We start from the raw sequence: 14,448 nt of genomic DNA on the forward strand, positions 1-14,448 counted from the left end.
GACGAGGCGACCTTCCCCACACAAATCCTCCCCGGCACCCTCACCGACCGTCAAGCAGACCCGCACTTGACAACAAATCCCCGATAGGGAATCAGCCGCGGGAGATGGCGGTCATCTCGTCGCGGTCGACGACCTTGATCCGCTTGCGGCCGTGCGGCTCGCCGAGCGCGATCTCGAAGGCGTCCAGCAGCTGCCAGCCGGCCCAGGTGGTGATCGGCAGGCCGCGCTGCTCCAGGTACGCGATCGGGGCGGCCGGGTCACCCTCGGGCGCCTCCGGCAGCCGGCCGGCCGCCTGGTCCTCCAGGAGGCTGGCGACCGTCTCGCCGGAGCAGCCCTTGGTGTGACCGATCAGGCCGACCGGGCCGCGCTTGATCCAGCCGGCCACGTAGGTGCCCGGGACGTGCTCGCCGTCCAGGTCGATGACCCGGCCCGCGGCGTGCGGGATGGTGCCGGTCTTGGTGTCGAACGGCAGGTCGGGCAGCGCGCTGCTGAGGTAGCCGACAGCCCGGTAGACGGCCTGCACGTCCCAGTCGGTGAACTCGCCGGTGCCGCGGACCCAGCCGTCGCCGGTGAGCTCCTGGGTCTCGGTGCGCAGGCCGACCACCTTGCCGTCCTCGCCGAGCACCTCGATCGGCGCCTGCAGGAAGTACAGGTGCAGGCGGCGCGGCCGGTCCCGCGGGTCACGGACCGCCCAGTTCTGCAGGATGTCGACACACATCTTGATGTGCCGGGTCTGGCGCATCGCCTCCAGGCTGGCCTCGTCGAACTCGATGCCCTCCGGGTGGACGATCACCTCGACGTTCGGCGAGTGGTCCAGCTCGCGCAGCTCCTGCGGGGTGAACTTGACCTGCCCCGGGCCACGCCGGGAGAACAGGTGCACGTCGGTCACCGGGCTCGACTTGAGCGCCTGGTACACGTTGTCCGGGATCTCGGTGACCAGCAGCTCGTCGGCGGTCTTGGCGAGGATCCGGGCCACGTCGATCGCGACGTTGCCGGCGCCGATCACGGCGACCTCGCGGGCCTCGAGGGGCCAGTCGCGCGGCACGTCCGGGTGGCCGTTGAACCAGGAGGCGAAGTCGGCGCCGCCGAAGCTGCCCTGCAGGTCGATGCCCGGGATGTCCAGCGAGCGGTCCTTCTCGGCGCCGGTGGAGATCACCGTGGCATCGTAGAAGCGGCTCAGCTCCTCCGGCTTCACGTCGACGCCGTAGGAGACGTTGCCGACGAACCGGATGCGCGGGTTGTCGAGGATCCGGAAGAGGGCGTTGACGATCTCCTTGATCCGCGGGTGGTCGGGCGCCACGCCGTACCGGATCAGGCCGTAGGGGGTGGGCAGCTTGTCGAAGATGTCGACGGTGACCGTCTCCGATGCCTTGATCAGATGGTCGGCGGCGTAGATGCCGGCCGGGCCGGCTCCGATGACGGCAACTCGCAGGGGGCGGTTCATGGTCGCTTCCTAACTCGCGCGCTTCGATTCCGTCAGCCAAGATCGACGGCAGGCTCTGGCGACTCTAAAACCTCAACCTAGGTTCAGATCAAAGCGACCCCGTTCCACAAAGCCACCAAAACGGACTTAGGGCACCCTTACGCAGGTCTCTGACCAGGGGAAACAGCAATTTCTGTGTAACCGGTCTCCCCCGGCGCCGCCGTCCCGACCAGCAGGAACGGGTCTTCGGCGTTGCTAGACTTGCCGCCGTTTCGGTGCATCCGCCGGAGATCTCACCACGGGGAGACGATGGACGAGCTGCTGGACCCCGACGCCTCACTGGCCTACCTGCGTGACTGGCAGCAACGCGTCGACCGCAACGCCGTGAACGCCCGCGACGCCGCCGACCGGATCGCCGCGGTCCGCGCCACCGCCCACGACGGCAACGACCTGACCGCGGTGACCGTCGACTCCACCGGCGCCCTCCTCGACATCCGGTTCACCGACCGCATCCACCGGGTCCCACCGGACGCCGTCGCCCGCGCCGTGCTCGCCGCGTCCGCCGCCGCCCGCCGGACCGCCGCCGAAGAGTCCCGCACGATCGTCACCGAGACGCTCGGCCCGGACTCGGCGGCCGCCCGCGCCATCACCGCCCAGATCGACGCCCGCGCCGCATCCGCAGACCCCTTCCAGGAGGGTGATCGTGGCTGACGGTTTCTCCGCAGATGTGGATCAGATCCGCGAGCATGCGGCGAAGATCGCGGCGGTCCGCGACCGGTTCGCCGCGATCTCGGCCGCGAGCGCGGCCATCACCCGGAACGACGCGGCCTACGGCCTGCTGTGCGGCTGGATGTCCGGAATCCTGCAAGAACGGCAAGAGGCACAAAAGACCATCTATTCGTACGTGGAGGAGAACCTCCGCCTGGCCGAGGAGGCACTGATCCGAACCGGTCAGGACTATGCCGCCACCGACGAGGCCGCCGCGGACCGCATCCGCCGAGCCGGAAACCTCTGAGGCGCACGATGACTCACCCCGCCGCCGCCGTCACCGACCGGGGGACACCGCGATGACCCTGATCGCCGCAACCACCTCCACCACCACCGGCACGACCGGGCTGTCGCTGGCGGAGAGTTTCCAAGGCGCGTTGCAGGCCGTCGACAGCGGCAGCTGGGCCGACCGGGTGCTGGCCGGCGGCGCGTTGGCGGCCGAGACGGTGGCCACGGTCATCGACCCGTTCAGCGCCCTGCTGGCCAACGGCCTCGGCTGGGCGATGGAACATTTCGACCCGTTACGCGAGATCCTCGACAAACTCGCCGGCCTGCCCGACCTGGTCGCCGCCCACGCCGCCACCTGGCAGAACATCGCCGGCGAACTGCACGTGATGGCCGCCGACCTGCAGGGCTGCCTGTCCACCGGCCTGCCCGGCTGGCAGGGTGAGGCGGCCGCCACCTACCAGAGCCTGATGGCCAACAACGTCAACGTCCTGGACGGGCTGGGGGTACTGGCCACCACCATGTCCTCGGCCACGCAGGCCGCCGGCAACCTGGTGACGTTCACCCGAGACCTGGTCCGCGACCTGATAGCCGACCTGGTGGCCCGGGTGATCGTCTGGGCCGGCGAGGCCTTGCTGATCGTCACCATCCCGGTGGTGGCCGCCCAAATCGCCTCCGCGGTCGCGAAGTGGGCCGGCCGGATCGCCTCGTACACGAGCGCCCTGATCACCAGCCTGACCAACCTGACCCGTCTCCTCAACGGCTGACCATGCCCCCGAAACCAAGAGGCAACAGCGGCGACGACACCCCGGACGGCACTCCCCGCCCGCACGGCGGCACTTCCTCCGGAGGCGGCGGAGTCCGCTCCAACGAGGCCGCCGCCATGTCCACCGCCCAACAGGGCCGAGCAGCTCCCGCCAGCACACCGTCGGATACCGCCCGCGGCCAGCCCGATCACCTGTTCACCCGAGCAACCGGTACCCCCGGCAGCAAGCCGACCGGCCACCCCGTCAGGATCAGCCGGAAGCTCAAGCCTGACGACAAAACGGACAACCGGCGTTCGGTCGAACGCGAGAACGCAACCGCGGTCCACCTAGCCGACAAGGGTTTTCACCTGCATCAGCGGCCCACGAAACCTCAGGTTGCCGAGGCCCGCACGGACACCGGAGATGTGGGCAACCCCTTGTCTGACCCGGACTACCTGCTCGAAGGCCGCGTGTTCGACTGCTACTCACCTACTCCCGACAAGCCGATACGCGGAGTCTGGTGGCAAACCCAGGACAAGGCTGTCAAGGAGCAGACCCAACGCGTGGTACTGGATCTGATGTTCTGGCGCGGAGATTTCGGGGCCCTTCAGAAACAGTTCGACGATTGGCCGATCAAGGACCTGAAAGAGGTCAAGGCGATCCTGCCCAGTGGTGAAGTTGTTCAGATCCGCCTACCCCGGCCGAGCGATTGAGAGCATGACACGTGGCACTTGTTTACGACCTGATCCTCATCGGCGACAACAGCGTCGAGCAGGTTGCGGAACGGGCACTACCGAATCCGGATGAGCGGCCGACCGGAACTCCTCCCCTCCTGCGCTCAGCTGACCTCCACGAACGCTATGGATTCAACGTTTCGGTCCTGAGCAGGGACATCGGTTACGTCGCCGCCGAATCAGACAACGGGATGTGGGAGTTCGAGCCCGACGCCCATATCGCTGTCACCTTTTATCTGGACAAATCAGCCGAATTGGACTGGAGCATAACCAACATGCTGACGGTCATACGGCGTCTGCTGGACAGCGGTGATGAGGATGCGCTGCTCATCCTTGACGGCGACTTCCTGCTCCTCACCCGGTTCGGCGGCACGCTCACCAAGCATCGGCGCGCCACATGGTGGGACCACTTTCCGACGGCGGACGAGACGATCACCGGGTAGCGCCTGTTTGCGCGGGGGACGGGAAACGGCAATCTTCTGCTGGGCTTGTGCCCGGCTTCTGGCTCCAGACTTAGTGATCGTTCGGGTTACCGATCGGTAGCCCGGGCGCCCACCGGCAGCCCGCCTCTCGGGGCGGGCCGTTCGAAGGAGCCCCGATGTCCGCGACAACACCGGTTGCGACTACCGCCGCTCACCACTCCCCCGTCCGCGTACGACCGATCCGGATCATTCTGGCCGCCGCCCTCTCGCTCGCTGTGGTCCTCGGCCTGGCCGGCCCCGCCCACGCTGCCACCGCCGCCGAGAAGATGGCGGTGCTCACCTCGTTCACCCAGACGTCCGCCTCGTCCTACAACTCCTGGAACAACGCCCGCACGCATCAGGGCGACTGGGCCGCCTACGGGTTCGACTGGAGCACCGACTTCTGTTCGGCCAGCCCGGACCGTCCGCTCGGCTTCGATTTCACACTGTCCTGTCACCGGCATGACTTCGGCTACCGCAACTACAAGGCGGCGGGCGCGTTCACCGACGCGAACAAGAATCTCGTCGACTCGGCCTTCTACGCCGACCTGAAACGTAAGTGCGCCGGCTACTCGGCGGTGGTCCGCCCGGCCTGTCTCAGCCTGGCCTGGACCTACTATCAGGCGGTCTCGATCTTCGGCTCGCTCGCCTCGGTGGACGAGTCCGACGTGGACGCCGCCGCCGAACTGATCTGACCGCAAACCGGCGGCTCGCGGTCCGCAGAGACCGCGAGCCGTCGCTCAGCCCGGTAAAGACCGACCCAAAACCACCGTGAGCGACGGCTGGCGGTCTGGACCCGGCGACGAAACGGCGGCGGCGGCAACGGAACAGCGGCGGCGGAACGGCGGCGGAACGGCGGCGGAACGGCGGCGGAACGGCGGCGGAACGGCGGCGGCGGAACGGCGGCGGCGCACCGGCGGCGGCGGCAAAGCAGGCGGCGGCGATCCATGGCGAGGGCGCCCTGCGGACGCCGCGACCACGTCCGGTCCGGCCCGGGTGGGACCAGGTGGGCGTACCGTCAGAGCTCTCCGAAGGGTGTGGGGATGCGGCGCAGAGGCAGGCCCGGATCGCGGTAGCCCTTCGGTCCCTGCCGTTTCGGCAGGTTGATGGTCCGCGGTTTGAGCGGCTCGTACGGAACCTGGCTCAACAGATGCGTGATGATGTTGAGCCGGGCGCGTTTCTTGTCGTCCGCGCCGGCGATGAACCACGGCGCCCACGCGGTGTCGGTGGCGGCGAGCATCGCGTCCCGTGCCCGCGAGTAGTCGTACCAGTGGCTGTACGACTTGAGGTCCATGTCGGTGAGTTTCCAGACCTTGCGCGGATCGTCGATGCGGCTCTGGAGCCGCCGGGTCTGCTCGTCGGGGCTGACCTCGAGCCAGTATTTGAGCAGCAGGATCCCGGAGTCGGTCATCGCCTTCTCCCAGGCGGGAACCGTTTCGAGGAACCGTTCGGTCTCCTCCGGCTTGCAGAAGCCCATCACGTGTTCGACGCCGGCGCGGTTGTACCAGGACCGGTCGAAGATCACCACCTCGCCGGCGGCCGGGTAGTGCGCCATGTACCGCTGGGCGTACATCTGGCTCTTCTCCCGCTCGGTGGGCGTGGGCAGCGCGACCACCCGGAAGACGCGCGGGCTGACCCGCTCGGTGATCCGCTTGATGGTGCCGCCCTTGCCGGCGGTGTCCCGGCCCTCGAAGACGACGCAGATCTTGGCGCCGGTGGTCTTCACCCACTCCTGCATCGCCACCAGCTCGCCGTGCAGACGCCGCATCTCGTCCTCGTACACCTGCCGCTTCATCCGGGTCTTCGGCCCGTCGTCGCCGGCGTGGTGCTTCGCTTTCTTCGACATCTCCGCAGTGTGATCCGGCCCGGCCCGGCGCACCTCACCCGCACATGATGAGCCCGCCCATGTTGGACCCTCCGCTGACCTGGTCCGATATCGATCATCCAGCGTAAGATCCACCGTGTGGGTAGACGAGGTTTTCCCCGGAATGATCTCCGCCTGGCTCGTATCGATACTGACGATCGTCTCCTGGTATGTGTGGTACACACCGGACCGCCGCCGTCGTGACCGTTTCTTCGGGATCACCCGCCGGCAGCGCAATCTCCACATTCTCTGCTCGTTCCTCCGGATCGGCTCCGGCGGCGCCAGCGGCACCGAACGGCTCCGTGTCGGGTTCACCGGCCCGGCCATCATCCGCAGCGAGTACCTGGGCGCCCATCTCCTCCGGGTGACTCTGGAGAACGCACCGCGCCGCAGCCGCGTCGCGAACGTGCTGAACCGTTTCCGCCCGCTCACCATCGACATCGACGCCGCCTCGCAGGCGCTGGAGGCGACACGCGGCGGCGAGGGCACGCTCGTCCTGATGGGCAGCCGGGTCTACAACAGCCTGACCCGCAAGTACTTCGACGACAACGACCGCTCCTTCTTCCAGTGGGTGCGAAGCGCCAACGGGGAGCGCACTCTTCAGCCGCGTCGCGGCCAGGACCAGAATCTTCCGGTACGCCGTGCGCCGCTCGCCGACGAGGATCCGAGCAGCGTCCGGTCGACCCAGCTGGCCGTGCTGGAACGGCTCTGGGACAGCGAGCACGAGCGGTACGTGTTTCTGCTGGTCGGGGTGGGCGCGCTCGCGACGACCGGCGCCGCGAAGTACCTGGCCGAGAACTGGCGCATGCTGGACCGGAAGATCCGCAAGGGCCGGCTGGGCCGTGAGTTCGCGATCCTCCTGAACTTCGCCGAGTGCCTGGCCGACCTGACTCTCGAGGAGGACATCAGCGACATCCCGAAACCGACGGTGCTGTGCATCACCGATCGCACGACCTACACCGTGCCGGTCGGCGGCATACTCACGTGAAAGGCACCGGCGCGCAAGGAGATGATCCCTCGATGTTGCTCGCGGCCCTCCGCCTCATCCTGTCCTGGGTTCTGCGCCTGACCGCGGAGACCAGCGACGACATGCAGAGCCACGCCGCGCGGCGGGCCCGGCGGCTGCCGAAGGCGGTGTGGGCGACCGATCCGGTGGTGCAGGCCCAGCGGCACGGCAACCGGTACACACTGGATCTTCGGGACAACGTCCAGCGTGCCTTCTACTTCACCGGATGGTACGAGAAGCGGTACACCCGGACGCTCATCCGCGCCCTGCGTGCGGGTGACGTCTTCCTGGACGTGGGCGCCCACGTGGGCACCATCTCGCTGCCGGTGGCCCGTCACCTGACCGCGATCGGCGGGGGCCGGGTGATCGCCGTCGAACCGGCCGCCGACACCGCGAAGGCCCTCCAGGGCAACGTGGACCTGAGCGGCGTCCACAACATCGACGTGGTCCAGGTGGCGCTCGGCGCCCGGCCCGGCAGCGCCGCCCTGCACAGCGATCCGGTCCGGTTCGACGCGGCCGACGTGGCGGTGCGCTCGTTCTACGGTCCGGGTGGCAGCGATCAGCAGGTCGACGTGATCACCTTCGACTCGTGGGCCGAGGCCAGCAACCTGAAACGCCTGGACGTCATCAAGATCGACGTGGAGGGCGCGGAACTGGCGGTGCTGGAGGGCATGGCCGAGAGCATCCGCCGGCACCGGCCCCGCCTGATCGGCGTGGAGATCCGCGACTATCTGCTGCGCCAGGCCGAGGTCTCCGAGCAGGCGCTCCGCGAGTGGCTGGACCGGGCCGGTTACCGCCCGGTCGAGGCCGGCAACCTGGAGGGGAACTTTCTTTTTGAATTGATGCATGTTGATATGTGAGTCCCCGCTGCCATCCCCCATGGCATCCCCACGGCGATCCCCGAAATCGCCGGCGAAAGAGGTCTCACATGCACATGCCCCGACACGGATTCTGGGCGGCACTGCTCGCCGCCCTGCTCGCGGCCGCCGCCGTCGTCATCGTGGCGCCCGTGGCGCACGCCGCCGCCACTGTCCGGATCATGGCGCTCGGCGACTCGATCACCGCCGGGCCCGGCTGCTGGCGGGCCAAACTCTGGAACAGCCTCCAGAACGGCGGCCACACCGGCGTCGACTTCGTCGGCACCCAGTCCGACGGCGGAGGCTGCAACCCCGGGTACTCGTACGACTTCGACCACGAGGGCCACGGCGGTTTCTCGGCCACCGGGATAGCGGCCAACAATCAACTCCCGCCGTGGCTGGCCGCCGCCCGCCCGGACCTCGTCCTGATGCACCTGGGCACCAACGACATGTGGGGTGGATACATCCCGCTGGCCGACAAACTGAACGCCTTCACCAAACTGGTCGGCCAGATGCGCGCCCAGAACCCGGCCATGAAGATCATCGTCGCGCAGATCATCCCGATGAGCGCGGCCGCCTGCGCCACCTGCCCGGCCGACGTGGCAGCGCTCAACCGGGCACTGCCGTCCTGGGCGTCCGGCCTGAGCACGGCCCAGTCACCGATCGTCCTGGCCGACCTGTGGACCGGATACGACGCGGTCGCCGACAACGTCGACGGCGTCCACCCGAACGACAACGGCTTCCGGAAGATGGCCGCCGCCTGGTATCCGGTGCTGGCGGGCGTGCTCGGCGGCACCACGACACCACCGACCACTCCGCCGACCTCTCCGCCAACCTCGGACCCCACGACACCGCCGCCGGCCGGCGTCTGCACGGCGACGTACCGGGTGACCTCGCAGTGGTCGGGCGGATTCCAGGGTGAGGTGACGGTCAGCAACGGCTCCTCGTCGGCATCCACCGGCTGGACCGCGACGTTCACCTACACCAATGGCCAGACCGTCAGCCAGGCGTGGAACGCCACGGTCACCCAGTCCGGCGCCACGGTCACCGCCCGCAACGTCGACTGGAACGGCCGCCTCACCGCCGGCGGCACCGCGTCCTTCGGCTTCCTCGCCACATCGACAGGCGTAAACACAAACCCGACAGTGTCCTGCACCCTGACGACAAGCTGACCGAAGCGCCAACACCGCGCAGGGCATCCCATCCGGTACGGACGCCCTGCGCGGCGGCGTGGTCGGAGGATACGCAGGCACCCGCTCGCCACGGCCGCCCGCAAGATTGCCGGCCCCAGGGTGCGTCTCTAGGTGAGCCGGTATTCCTGGTCGCCGAAGTCAGCGACGACCCGCAGCTTGCCGCCGAGCGCCTGGACGTAGGCACGCAGGGTCGAAAGCGTGACGGTGTCCAGTTCGCCGCGTTCGATCGCCGACACACGTGGTTGGGTGACGCCCATTGCCTGCGCTACATCGTCCTGAGTGCGGTCCTGTTCAGTACGGACCATGGCGAGATGCCAGGCGCGGATATGGTCATCGGTGGCCTCCTTCGCCCGGGCCATGTCCTCGCCGGTGAGATCGAGTTCAGTGAGCAGCTCGCCCACCTCGGAATACGCATGCCAGCCAGCGGGTACCTTCTCGGTCATCTCAATCACTCTCATCACTTAGCGCCGCCAGATACTCGGCGTAGCGTGCCTCAGCGAGCGGTATCGCCGCATCGTCAACCGCGGCACGGGCCCGAGACGACAGTTGGACAGGAACCGTCTGCACGCTTCGCGTTTCCGCGGTCAGGCAGAGGATGCGCTCACCCAGACCCCGCACGAAGCTGTTGTGCCCGAACGCGTTGCAGTAGCGAAGCAGCGCCCATAGGCGCTGATAGTCATGAAGTTCCACGCGATTCTCGAAGACCGTAGCTCTACCGACCTCGTGCAGTAGCTCGAACGGGGTCACGTCAACGGTTTGCCCATGCATCTCGGGGATTTCGATGATGGGCTTGCTCGTCCCGTACTTCGGGTGCTCGTCAGCGAGCTCCTTGGCTTTGATCCGTACTCGCTCAGCGAGCTGCGCGTCGGATTTCACCACGACCTTGCCGGGTTTCGACCAGCAGCGCGAGCGCCGGACTCACATCCATAACAACATCACGATGAGTTGCTTATAGCCACTTGCGGTTACACACAACATAGAGACTTGTCACTGCATGACCTCACATGACCCAAAGAGCCGACGATCATCACGCCTGTCGGGAACCCGACATATTTACCTCCGCCGCTCTAACAATCCGTAGCGTTTCGGATGCTTTCGGGTTGGGGTCTGCGGGAGGCATGGGTGTCCGAGGTCGTCATCAAGGTCAGTTTTACGCCGCTGCCGGAGGACGATGACTTCGTTCTCGACCAACTGACCGAGGAACTCGAAGAGGATCTCCGCGACATAGGCGAGGCGAGCCGGCTCGAAGCTCCCACCGGCCCCGACGACAAGGGGGTCGGCGAAGTCGTGCTTGCCGCCGTCGCCGTGGTCGCCGGCACTGACCCCGGCTACGTACAGGCGCTCGTCGACCTGGTGGTGGGCTTCCTCAACCGCAATCAGGGTCGCAGGGCTCAACTGAAGATCGGGGACGTCGAACTCACGATCGATCAGGCCACCAAGGCGGAGACCGCCAAGATGATCGACCTGGTTCGTGCTGCGATCGAACGTTCCCGCTGATGGGTCGGCACGCCCTGATCCTGGGAACTGCGACCTACAACGCTGATCGGAAGCTCACCGCACTGCCCGGTGTCCGGCAAGATGTCGAACAGCTGCGAACAGTGCTGGAAACCGATGGCGACTTCGACAACGTCACGGCCCGTACCGACCTTCCCTCGGTGCAGATGAAGCAGCTCGTGGAGGAGTTCTACGGATCACGGAGCACCGGGGACCTTGCCCTGTTTTACTACTCCGGCCATGGCGTCCCGCACGACGACCGGCAATCCCTGTTCCTAGGGACGATCGACACCGACACGGCGATTCCCCACACGACCGCGTTCGATGTCGAAGGCGTCCTGCGGCACATGTTGAACCACACCAAGGCCAGCCAGAAGGTGGTCCTGCTGGACTGCTGCTTCTCCGGCTCGTTCACGGCGCGGCATCGGTTCAACGGCGGCGTACGACAGGAGCCTCGCCGTCTCAAGCGGGAACGTGGCACATTCATGCTGCAGTCGAGCGGCCATCTGAAGGCATCGAAGGCCCAGGGCCCGGACCGGCCGTCACTTTTCACCGAAGTGCTGCTTGCGGGGCTCCGCGGTGCGGCCCAAGGCACCGCCGAGGATGGCTGGATCACGGCGAGCGACATCTCCCGGTACGCGATGACAGAGATGTCACGCCGCCGGGAGGAGAAACCGGTCGAGTCGAGTGAGGGCGTCACCGAACCGATCCCTCTGGTCAGCGGACCCGTCGAGCGCCGACAACACGTACCTGGCAAACCTGCTGAGGAGCCGGACGAAGCACCGTTCGACACCGAGCGCTGGCGGCGCCTACTCGGCTACTACGTCAACTGCCTGCAACGTTCCGCCATCCTGCAGTTCTTCGTGAATCCGGCAGTCGGGGACTCGTACGTTCACGCCCCCGCGGGACGTGAGGTCGTGTTCTCGGCCAGCGAGCCGGTCCGCTTCGGAGAACGAGGACAGCAGCTCGCCAAGTCGGCGGAGACCGGTGGCCGATCCCTGCAGTACGGCTACCCGGTGGTGACGCTGCCCCAGAAGGGACGACAGCAGATCAGTTGGGTGCCGCTGCTCGTCTGTGATCTGACCGTAGGCGCCGACGGGTTGGCTCATCCCGCACCGCCGCAGCCCAGTCCCGCCCTCATCGATCACTTCCAGTTGTCCGTGGTCGAGGCCGACGAGTTGCGCGAGGCCGTAGCGGAACGCCTCGTTCCCGGCGATCACCGATCCCTCGCCGACGCCGTGAACCTGGTCGCGAACGCGTTCGGCCTCAAACCGACCTCCCCACTCGATCCGCAGAACCTGGCCGGGAAGGTCGAACGAGGACCGCTCAACCGTGTTCAGAACGCCGGGATGCTGTTCGCCGCCGGAAGCACGGAGTCGCCCGATCGACAGCTGATCGAGGACCTGCAGGAGATCATCAAGAACGCCGGAAAAATCGCGTCGACCGCTCTCGGCTCGCTGTCGAGTGCGAACGACGATGAGGAAACTGCACCGGACACCAGAGTCCTGACAGTGGCGCCGAGTTCGGTGAACGAGACTCAGGAAGAGATCATCCGAGCCGCGATGAGCCGGCCACTGACGGTTGCTCAGGGACCGCCCGGTACCGGTAAGAGCCAGCTGGTCACCGCACTGCTGGCCACCGCCACCGCGCATGGGCAAAGCGTGCTGATCGGCTCGACGAACAACCGGGCCGTCGACGAGGTGGTCGAGCGAGTCACCGCCATGGTCGGCCCCGGCCTGATCTTGCGCACCGGGAACAAGGATTACCGGCAGCAGGAACCGCAGTACCTCGCCGAAGTGATGCAGGCTTGGCCGCCACCAGCCGCGGACACGCGCGGCCCATTCCACGAGGTTCGCCTCGTGGCACACGAGATCGACCATCTGCTGGAAGAACTCGATCAGCATCGCCGGCTCGAACGAGATCTCGTCGACCTTGCCTTCGAACGCGACGCGACACTCACCGACACGGACGAGCGCACGCTGTCCAGGTTGGTCGACCTCACCGAACGGGCACTACGGAGTCGCTGGTTCGGATGGTGGTACCGCAGACGGCTACGGTCATACGGGGCCTTTGACCGCGAGGCGATCACCGTCCTCGGCGAGAGTGCGGTCATCGAGCAATGCTGGCGTGAACGACAGCGGCAACTGGCGGCGCTGCCACACACCGTTGAGGACGCATGGCAGCGCCTACGGACCCTGCAACAAGACACCAGAGCCCGGCACAGCAATGAGCTTCTGCGCGCCCAGATCGCCACACGGGTCACCGGAAATACGACCCTGCTCCGCAATCGCGCTGACGAGATGGCCAAGCCGAACGGGAGCAGCTGGACCTACATGTCGGCCCTCGTCAAGGTGCTCCCCGGGTGGGCGGTCACCGCGAAGTCGGCCCGCCGGCTGCAACCTCGGCCCGGCCTGTTCGACCTGGTGATCATCGACGAGGCCGCCCAGTGCACCGTCGCGGACATCCTGCCGATGCTCTACAGAGCAAAACGTGCCCTGATCATCGGCGACCCACGGCAGCTGACCCCGGTTGTCGAACTCTCCGCCGACGACGACCGCAAGGAGCAGGCTCGTGCGGGACTCGGGCACGGCTGGCTGACGAGTCGGCGACTCACCTACCGCGATCATTCAGCTTACGAGGCATTCGCAGCCGCGGCGGGAAGCACCATCCTGCTCGACGAGCACTACCGCTGCCACCCGGAGATCATCGACGCTCCGAACCGGGTCGTCTACCAGAACCGGCTGACCGTGCTGACCGACCCGGCCCGGCTCGCCGCACCGGCCGAACCCGCCACCCGCTGGGTCGACGTGCCCGGCCACTTCACCAAAGGCGCCACCGGATCCGGCCGGAACGCCGACGAGGTCCAGGCCGTGGTCACCGAGGTGCAGCGGGTGCGCAAGGAGTACCCGGAAGCCTCGATCGGCGTCGTGACCCCGCTGGCCGAACAGCAGCGCCATCTCCATCGTGCCCTCCAGGACCAGGGTCTCGCCGACAACCTGCTGTGCGCGACCATCCACAAGTTCCAGGGCAGCGAGAAGGACATCATGGTCGTCTCGCCGGTCGGCGCCCAGGGCATCAGCGAAAACACCCGCGGCTGGCTCGTCAACCAGACCAACCTGTGGAACGTGGCGATCACCCGCGCCCGCTCCCAACTGATCGTCGTCGGCGACCGATCATGGTGGTCCGGGCAACGCGGCCTGCTGGCCGATCTCGCCAGTCCTACCCCCACGACAGCAGCAAGCACCGATGCCGGCCCGCGACCGGCCGACCGGCTGATCGCCGACCTTCGCGAGAGCGGCCTGACAGTAGGTTGGGAAACGCCGCTGCCGGGTTACCCAGTCGACTTCACGATCAGCCTCGGCGACAAGCGGCTGGCCCTGCTGGTCGACGACCCCGAAGGTGATCCGGACGGCCACTCGCTACGAAGAGTGCTGAGCCGCCTGGACATAATCGCCTCCGTCGCGACAGTCAAGCGGGTTCCGGCATGGCGCTGCCTCGCCGAGCCAGAACAGGTTATGGCCGAGCTACGCAACGCGATCGAGATAGAGCTCAACTGACCGGGCTGTCGAGGTCGTAACTTCAGCCGGACCAGCGGCTGTCTGGTCGAGCTGATGCCGTTCCCGTCAATCTGACGGCGTTCCCTCAGAAGCCGACAATACGGATTACGAGGCAGCGAA

The 14,448-nt window shown here is 67.0% G+C and carries 15 protein-coding genes; 11 read left to right on the forward strand and 4 right to left on the reverse strand.

The features are described from left to right. Window positions 1–91: 91 nt before the first annotated feature. Window positions 92–1,444, reverse strand: coding sequence for an FAD-dependent oxidoreductase (locus AB0E94_RS25395; protein WP_360330283.1), 1,353 nt, complete (start codon window positions 1,442–1,444; stop codon window positions 92–94). A 288-nt stretch (window positions 1,445–1,732) separates the two neighbouring features. Between AB0E94_RS25395 and AB0E94_RS25400 the strand changes: the two genes are divergently transcribed. The 6 genes from AB0E94_RS25400 to AB0E94_RS25425 all read left to right on the forward strand — a co-directional run bounded on the left by AB0E94_RS25400 (window position 1,733) and on the right by AB0E94_RS25425 (window position 5,052). Further along, on the forward strand, window positions 1,733–2,134 hold the full coding sequence (locus AB0E94_RS25400; protein ID WP_360330286.1) for a YbaB/EbfC family nucleoid-associated protein: 402 nt from the start codon (window positions 1,733–1,735) through the stop codon (window positions 2,132–2,134). After that, complete coding sequence (locus tag AB0E94_RS25405) at window positions 2,127–2,438, forward strand: hypothetical protein (RefSeq protein WP_360330289.1); 312 nt, start codon at window positions 2,127–2,129, stop codon at window positions 2,436–2,438. The genes AB0E94_RS25400 and AB0E94_RS25405 overlap by 8 nt, the downstream gene beginning before the upstream one ends. A gap of 52 nt (window positions 2,439–2,490) precedes the next feature. Further along, window positions 2,491–3,183 (forward strand): hypothetical protein, encoded by a 693-nt coding sequence (locus AB0E94_RS25410; protein WP_360330292.1) that lies wholly within the window; start codon window positions 2,491–2,493, stop codon window positions 3,181–3,183. A 248-nt stretch (window positions 3,184–3,431) separates the two neighbouring features. Then, window positions 3,432–3,875 (forward strand): hypothetical protein, encoded by a 444-nt coding sequence (locus tag AB0E94_RS25415; RefSeq protein WP_360330638.1) that lies wholly within the window; start codon window positions 3,432–3,434, stop codon window positions 3,873–3,875. Between the two features lie 11 nt (window positions 3,876–3,886). Further along, entirely contained in the window at window positions 3,887–4,339 is a 453-nt protein-coding gene (locus AB0E94_RS25420; protein WP_360330295.1) for a SitI3 family protein, read from the forward strand. 155 nt (window positions 4,340–4,494) lie between these two features. Further along, window positions 4,495–5,052: a phospholipase gene (locus AB0E94_RS25425; RefSeq protein ID WP_360330298.1), complete on the forward strand. Its 558-nt coding sequence runs from the start codon at window positions 4,495–4,497 to the stop codon at window positions 5,050–5,052. 323 nt (window positions 5,053–5,375) lie between these two features. Here AB0E94_RS25425 and ppk2 read toward each other — a convergent pair whose 3' ends face one another. Beyond that, a complete protein-coding gene (ppk2, locus tag AB0E94_RS25430; RefSeq protein WP_360330301.1) occupies window positions 5,376–6,203 on the reverse strand; it encodes a polyphosphate kinase 2 in 828 nt (275 codons plus the stop codon). Window positions 6,204–6,345: 142 nt separating this feature from the next. Here ppk2 and AB0E94_RS25435 point away from each other — a divergent pair, with 142 nt between their 5' ends. The 3 genes from AB0E94_RS25435 (at window position 6,346) to AB0E94_RS25445 (ending at window position 9,256) form a co-directional block, all read left to right on the forward strand. Further along, complete coding sequence (locus tag AB0E94_RS25435; RefSeq protein WP_360330304.1) at window positions 6,346–7,209, forward strand: hypothetical protein; 864 nt, start codon at window positions 6,346–6,348, stop codon at window positions 7,207–7,209. Between the two features lie 32 nt (window positions 7,210–7,241). Beyond that, the gene (locus tag AB0E94_RS25440) at window positions 7,242–8,087 is read left to right on the forward strand and encodes an FkbM family methyltransferase (RefSeq protein WP_360330307.1); all 846 of its coding nucleotides are present in this window, start codon (window positions 7,242–7,244) and stop codon (window positions 8,085–8,087) included. Window positions 8,088–8,155: 68 nt separating this feature from the next. Further along, window positions 8,156–9,256, forward strand: coding sequence for a cellulose binding domain-containing protein (locus AB0E94_RS25445; protein ID WP_360330310.1), 1,101 nt, complete (start codon window positions 8,156–8,158; stop codon window positions 9,254–9,256). A gap of 128 nt (window positions 9,257–9,384) precedes the next feature. Here the strand turns inward: AB0E94_RS25445 and AB0E94_RS25450 are convergent, their stop codons facing one another. Together AB0E94_RS25450 and AB0E94_RS25455 are read right to left on the reverse strand one after the other, a co-directional pair. Next, window positions 9,385–9,720, reverse strand: a complete 336-nt coding sequence (locus AB0E94_RS25450; protein WP_360330313.1) for an XRE family transcriptional regulator — start codon at window positions 9,718–9,720, stop codon at window positions 9,385–9,387. Between the two features lies 1 nt (window position 9,721). Beyond that, entirely contained in the window at window positions 9,722–10,153 is a 432-nt protein-coding gene (locus AB0E94_RS25455; protein WP_360330316.1) for a hypothetical protein, read from the reverse strand. Between the two features lie 246 nt (window positions 10,154–10,399). Between AB0E94_RS25455 and AB0E94_RS25460 the strand changes: the two genes are divergently transcribed. After that, window positions 10,400–10,774, forward strand: coding sequence for a hypothetical protein (locus AB0E94_RS25460; RefSeq protein ID WP_360330319.1), 375 nt, complete (start codon window positions 10,400–10,402; stop codon window positions 10,772–10,774). Continuing rightward, on the forward strand, window positions 10,774–14,328 hold the full coding sequence (locus tag AB0E94_RS25465) for an AAA domain-containing protein (RefSeq protein ID WP_360330322.1): 3,555 nt from the start codon (window positions 10,774–10,776) through the stop codon (window positions 14,326–14,328). Before AB0E94_RS25460 ends, AB0E94_RS25465 begins: the two co-directional genes overlap by 1 nt. The last annotated feature ends 120 nt before the right edge of the window (window positions 14,329–14,448 follow it).

The sequence above is a fragment of the Actinoplanes sp. NPDC026670 genome, assembly GCF_040638175.1.
Classification (GTDB): domain Bacteria; phylum Actinomycetota; class Actinomycetes; order Mycobacteriales; family Micromonosporaceae; genus Actinoplanes.

Bases quoted from the DNA above. Each gene is read 5' to 3' on its own strand.
- AB0E94_RS25465 (WP_360330322.1), top strand. From the start codon at position 10,774: ATGGGTCGGCACGCCCTGATCCTGGGAACTGCGACCTACAACGCTGAT.
- AB0E94_RS25440 (WP_360330307.1), top strand. From the start codon at position 7,242: ATGTTGCTCGCGGCCCTCCGCCTCATCCTGTCCTGGGTTCTGCGCCTG.
- AB0E94_RS25445 (WP_360330310.1), top strand. From the start codon at position 8,156: ATGCACATGCCCCGACACGGATTCTGGGCGGCACTGCTCGCCGCCCTG.
- AB0E94_RS25425 (WP_360330298.1), top strand. From the start codon at position 4,495: ATGTCCGCGACAACACCGGTTGCGACTACCGCCGCTCACCACTCCCCC.
- AB0E94_RS25450 (WP_360330313.1), bottom strand. From the start codon at position 9,720: ATGACCGAGAAGGTACCCGCTGGCTGGCATGCGTATTCCGAGGTGGGC.
- AB0E94_RS25435 (WP_360330304.1), top strand. From the start codon at position 6,346: ATGATCTCCGCCTGGCTCGTATCGATACTGACGATCGTCTCCTGGTAT.
- AB0E94_RS25400 (WP_360330286.1), top strand. From the start codon at position 1,733: ATGGACGAGCTGCTGGACCCCGACGCCTCACTGGCCTACCTGCGTGAC.
- ppk2 (WP_360330301.1), bottom strand. From the start codon at position 6,203: ATGTCGAAGAAAGCGAAGCACCACGCCGGCGACGACGGGCCGAAGACC.
- AB0E94_RS25395 (WP_360330283.1), bottom strand. From the start codon at position 1,444: ATGAACCGCCCCCTGCGAGTTGCCGTCATCGGAGCCGGCCCGGCCGGC.
- AB0E94_RS25410 (WP_360330292.1), top strand. From the start codon at position 2,491: ATGACCCTGATCGCCGCAACCACCTCCACCACCACCGGCACGACCGGG.